Here is a 4531-nt window from a genome sequence, read left to right as displayed (position 1 = left end):
CAGAACAGACGCGCGATCCCGCGCGCCATCAGCCCAAAACGCAGCGTACGCCGATGCCCGATGAATAAGACGGGATAAATATCCCGGTTTTCGTACAGGTATGAATGAGTGGTACTTTAAGACTTACATACCAGAGAACATTGGCGCACTCAGCGAGATGGCAAATCGTTTCGCACGCGACAATGATCTCCCTCCCGTTGAGCTTCGATAAATCCGTCGGTTGTTGTGCATTATAGAATCAATTGATGGTTGGAATTATTTCTCGACCATCGACCTTTGCAGCCCGGCCGCCAGGAGGCAGCGGCGGACATACGGGTGAAGATCGCCCTCGATCCCCTCGACCCAGGCGAACCGGGCGTGATGGTCGTCGAGGCGGACTCGCGCGCCCGGGAGGCGCGGAAACAGGAAGAAGCAGGTGTTGATGCTATGGACGGGCACACCGTGCGGTCCATCGTCGAAGATCGTCTCGGCGGTGTGCACGATCGGCCCGACATGGCATTCGATGCCGACCTCCTCGATGGCCTTGCGGGCGGCGGCATCCCGCATGGTCTCGCCCTTCCGGACCCGGCCGCCGGGGAGCCACATCTGTCCCTTCGCGGGTTCGTCCATGCGCTCGACGAGGAGGATGCGCCCTTCGGAGACGATCGCGATGTCCACGCACGCAATGGGGACGTGCCGGAGGATCTCCTTGTAGATTTCGGACGGGATCCAGAGCATCGAACACATTCCTCTCGTTGCGGCCATGCCGGCGGTTCTGTCAGGCGGTCTTCGGATCGCGACGCAGCACCGACCCCTACGATCGTCCCCGAAGGGCGCGCAGCCGGTTGAGGAGGGGTTTAAGTTTCGCGCGCAGGCGCAGCCGCCGGCGCAGTTCGGGCACGAGGCCGAGGGCCGCCAGGAACGCCACCGTGCCCTTGAAGCGCAGTCCGGGCCGGACACCGATGAGGAGATCGGCGAGCGGCGCCCGCTCCTGCCAGAGCTCGGACATCATCCCGACTTCGGCGGCCGCACAGGAATCCGAGAGCCGCACGGCCGGGTCGGCCAGCAGCATCGCGGTGTCCTCGAGCGCGAGTTGGTAGCCCGGCGAAAAGTTGCCGCGGGCCTCGTCGTAGGCGATCTTCCACATGAAGGCGGTGCTCCCTGAGTAGATCAGGACGCACATGCTGATCGGTTCGCCGTCCATGGTCAGCGCGCTGACCTTGCCGCGCCCCTGAGCCGCGAGGGCGCCAAGCCCGCCCCGCAGGAAGGCCGCGTGCTTCGCGTTCGACTGCATGGCGCTGCCGCGCTGGCCCTTCCAGCCCAGGGCCTCCAGGGCGAGGAACTGGTCCACCGCCGCCGGCACGGCAGCATTCTCGTGCACGACGTAGCGCACCTCGCCGTGGCGCCCGAGCTTGGCGCGCAGCTGCCGCAGCTTGGCGCGACGCGAGCCCGACAGGGTCTGGCGCAGGTACGCCTCGGCGTCGAGTTCGGTCTCCAGCATCGCCCGGCGGTGGCGCGCCCGCACCTTCACGGCGCAGCGCCCCTCGGCCTGCAGCGCGTCGAGGGCCGTCTGGAAGGCCCCGTCGGTGCGGCAGTTCAGGTCGAGGAGCTTCGGCAGGCTCCGGTCGGCCCGGAGAAGGGCGAACCACGCGGCCAGCGCGTCCCGGGCCCAGTCGGGCCGGATCAGGGGGCTGCCGAGGGAGGCCAGGGGGACGGCGGGGGCCCGCAGCCGCGCGACGAGGCCGCCCCGCTCCAGGGCGAAGGCCCAGACACCGACGAGGCGCTGCTCCGGGCTCCAGGCCAGCAGCACGACGAGGGGTGTATCGGGATCGGCTGCCTGCGCGGCATCCAGCATCGCCGGCTCGAGGAAGACGTTCGCTTCCGGCGTCGTGTCGGCGAGGTCGCGAAACGCAGGCTCGAGGCCCGCGAACCGGTGCGTGTCGACGCGCTCGACCCGCAAGCCCCGATCCGAGAGATCCGAGCGCGGGGCGACTCCGGCTGCGGGATGGACGGCCTCGGCCCGGATCGGCGCGGGGGCGTCGAAGGTCTGTATCGCGGTCAACGTCGGTGCTCTCCGTCCGGAAACGCGGACGGTATCGAACCCTCCACCGGTCCGGTCCGTCCCCATTCACTTCGTGCATCGCCCGACAAGAGCAGCACGAAGACCGGATCGGCTATGGGCCGAGAGCGTAAAGAAACATCGCTGGCGATCCCTGCAAAATAATCGGCTCGGCGTTTCTTCACATCGGAGTTCCAATCTGGTTTCCACAACCCTCACGGACGGGTTCACCTGTCGGGGGGTTCAGCAAACGCGCCTGGGTTTGGTGTGCGGCCGCCCCTGGTGTCACCGCGCCGGAAATCGGCAGAGCAGGGACGCCGGGGCGATGCTCTGTTTTTCCCGGATGGGAAAGACTCTTCTCCGTGGCGTGCAGGGCTTTGCACCCTGTCGGCTTCGGCTCGGGTCGGGGCTCGGTGGGCGGGGCCGGGTCTGTCCGTCTGCGCTTGACGCCCCGCTTGATCCAGGCCTGCCAGTCCTGGCTGACGATGCGGACCAGGTTGGGGGCATTCCGGCGGCCGGGGTAGCGCCGTTCCTCGATCGTGAGGAGCCCGTCGCCCGCGGCCAGGCGCAGGGCCCCTTGCGCCAGGCGCCGGCAGACGCCGGCCCGGGCCGCGATGGCGTCGAGGCAGAGGTCGCACAGGCCCGCCTCCGCCACGGCGTCGGCCACGATGCGCAGGACCGCGCGCTGGCCCTCCGTGAAGCGGGCGGCGAGCCGGGGCGGCAGGGGACCCGAGCAGGCCAGCAGCCGGCGCCGGTCGCGCGAGGCGATCCGGTCCGGGCTCCTGGGGATCTTTCGCGGGGGGAACAGGCTCGCACGTCGGACGACGAGGCCCGAGCCGGCAAGACCCGAGCCGACGACTCCCGGGATGGGCAGCGGCCGCATGCCCTCGCGGATCGCCGAGCGGCGCCCGTGCAGATGCTCGGCGAGGCCTTGGGCCCCCCCGTCGCTCAAGGCTCCCGCCCCGTGACCTCGCCAGAGCTGGCGGGAGAGTTCGTCCATCTGCGCGAACGTGCGCGCCCCCTCGATCGCGGCTCGCATGATCTCGGCATGCAACATCGGTCCCGGCTCCTGCCCGGGCCGCGGCAAAGCAGGGGGCGCGGCCGGAGCCGTCCCCGTCAAAAGGCAAAGCGCCATCGTCTCGGGAAGCGATCCCGATTGACACCTGAGCGGTGTTATGATGTCTGGGGAGCTGTTATTGGTCTTCCCAGACTTCATCGATTTCGACGGCCTCACCCCTGCCAGGGTGGGGCCGTTGGCGTTTCGGGCTTAGGTCTCTTGCGCGGCCATGTTCCCTGATTGGTGATCGGCGCGCGACTCAACCCCAGGGTCGAGTGCCGCCAGACATGCCATCTCGGCTGGCCGGCATGGTTAAGTCAACGGTAACGCGTGCGTGGCGAAAGCCTCGGGGTCCGATCCGAACCCAAATCCCGCGAGTCCGCCATCCCCTTGTCCTCCCTCGACATCACCCTGCTCGAACTCGTGGCGGAGAATGCCGAGCTTCGCCTTCATCTCGCCGAGGCGCAGGAACAGTGCATCGAGATGGCGGTCGATGCCGGCGCGCTCCAGGCGGAGATCAATGCGCTGCGGGTCGAGCTCGCCGAACTCCGGAGCTCCTCTGCGCCCCCGCCCTGAGGGTCGGCCTGCCGTCCCGTGCCGGGGTATCCTCCGGAGTAGAATCGCACCAAGGGGCCATTCTGCCCACCCTGTCGCAGCAGGCTCGGACTGGTCTAGCCCTTCATCTACTTGCGAACCCTTCGGTCACGCGCCAGGGCGGCACCAAATTGAGCAAGGGTTTCCGATTAGAATAATCTCGATCATACTAATCGCAGTTAGTACGGAGGAGGGTATGATTTTCCGCGGTCGATAGCCCTGAACTCAAGGGTTTGAGCGAGGAACTTGTTAAACTCCATTCCTCCTTGAGCCACGCGGTCAAAGCAGGGACCTGTCAGGTCGAGCCCGTCGGCAAACGCGTCGATCATGCGGACGGACTTCTCCGGCGCTAGGCAAATTTTGAGTTTATGATTGTGATCGAGGCGTTTGCACAATCGCAAGGATTAAGTTTTATTATGCAAACAGCTTCGAAGATGGGATGGAGAATGACAAACGCTTCGAAGCTATGGCAGATGCCTGCCTGGAAGCTCTGAAGCGGTCGCCGAGATTGGCACTCCCGCGATGCTGACTTTGGCTCGCGCCCTATTCTGGCAGATGAGGCAGGAAAGCATACAGTGAGAGAAGCACCGGAAGCAGACGCTTCGTTTTGCGGATGCCGAGACGCCACGCGACGGTCCATACATGACGCTACGCGAATGGCGCGCCCATGATGGGTAGGGTCGGGGAAGGCTCGGGAGCAGAAGCCGTTTTTATCAGGAAAACGATCGTTTTCCCGGCTCCTATGTCGAGCCCGGTCCGCGCGGCCTCAAACAGCCTCGTTTCTGTCGGGAAAATATGACCGGATTTCTATTGCGGATTAAACGCGCCTGAATCATTATCCC

Annotated in this window: 4 protein-coding genes; 1 reads left to right on the top strand and 3 read right to left on the bottom strand. The window is 65.9% G+C overall.

Features of this window, described 5'->3' with window-relative positions; genetic code table 11:
- Window positions 1-255 precede the first annotated feature (255 nt).
- The 3 genes from K2X24_RS07330 to K2X24_RS07320 all read right to left on the bottom strand — a co-directional run bounded on the left by K2X24_RS07330 (window position 256) and on the right by K2X24_RS07320 (window position 3095).
- Entirely contained in the window at window positions 256-717 is a 462-nt protein-coding gene (locus tag K2X24_RS07330) for an NUDIX domain-containing protein (RefSeq protein WP_292496273.1), read from the bottom strand.
- 76 nt (window positions 718-793) lie between these two features.
- Window positions 794-2041: a GNAT family N-acetyltransferase gene (locus tag K2X24_RS07325; RefSeq protein ID WP_292496271.1), complete on the bottom strand. Its 1248-nt coding sequence runs from the start codon at window positions 2039-2041 to the stop codon at window positions 794-796.
- 178 nt (window positions 2042-2219) lie between these two features.
- Complete coding sequence (locus K2X24_RS07320; RefSeq protein ID WP_292496269.1) at window positions 2220-3095, bottom strand: hypothetical protein; 876 nt, start codon at window positions 3093-3095, stop codon at window positions 2220-2222.
- A gap of 390 nt (window positions 3096-3485) precedes the next feature.
- On the opposite strand from K2X24_RS07320, the gene K2X24_RS07315 reads away from it, so the two are divergent.
- Window positions 3486-3671: a hypothetical protein gene (locus K2X24_RS07315; protein WP_292496267.1), complete on the top strand. Its 186-nt coding sequence runs from the start codon at window positions 3486-3488 to the stop codon at window positions 3669-3671.
- Window positions 3672-4531: the final 860 nt, after the last annotated feature.

Origin of the sequence: Methylobacterium sp. (assembly GCF_019750675.1) — a bacterium.
GTDB lineage: Bacteria > Pseudomonadota > Alphaproteobacteria > Rhizobiales > Beijerinckiaceae > Methylobacterium.
Note: the sequence above shows the minus strand (reverse complement) of the source record. Positions and strands in the feature narration are given on the sequence as shown.

Coding starts and splice junctions, on each gene's coding strand:
- K2X24_RS07320 (WP_292496269.1), bottom strand. CDS start 3,095: ATGTTGCATGCCGAGATCATGCGAGCCGCGATCGAGGGGGCGCGCACG.
- K2X24_RS07330 (WP_292496273.1), bottom strand. CDS start 717: ATGCTCTGGATCCCGTCCGAAATCTACAAGGAGATCCTCCGGCACGTC.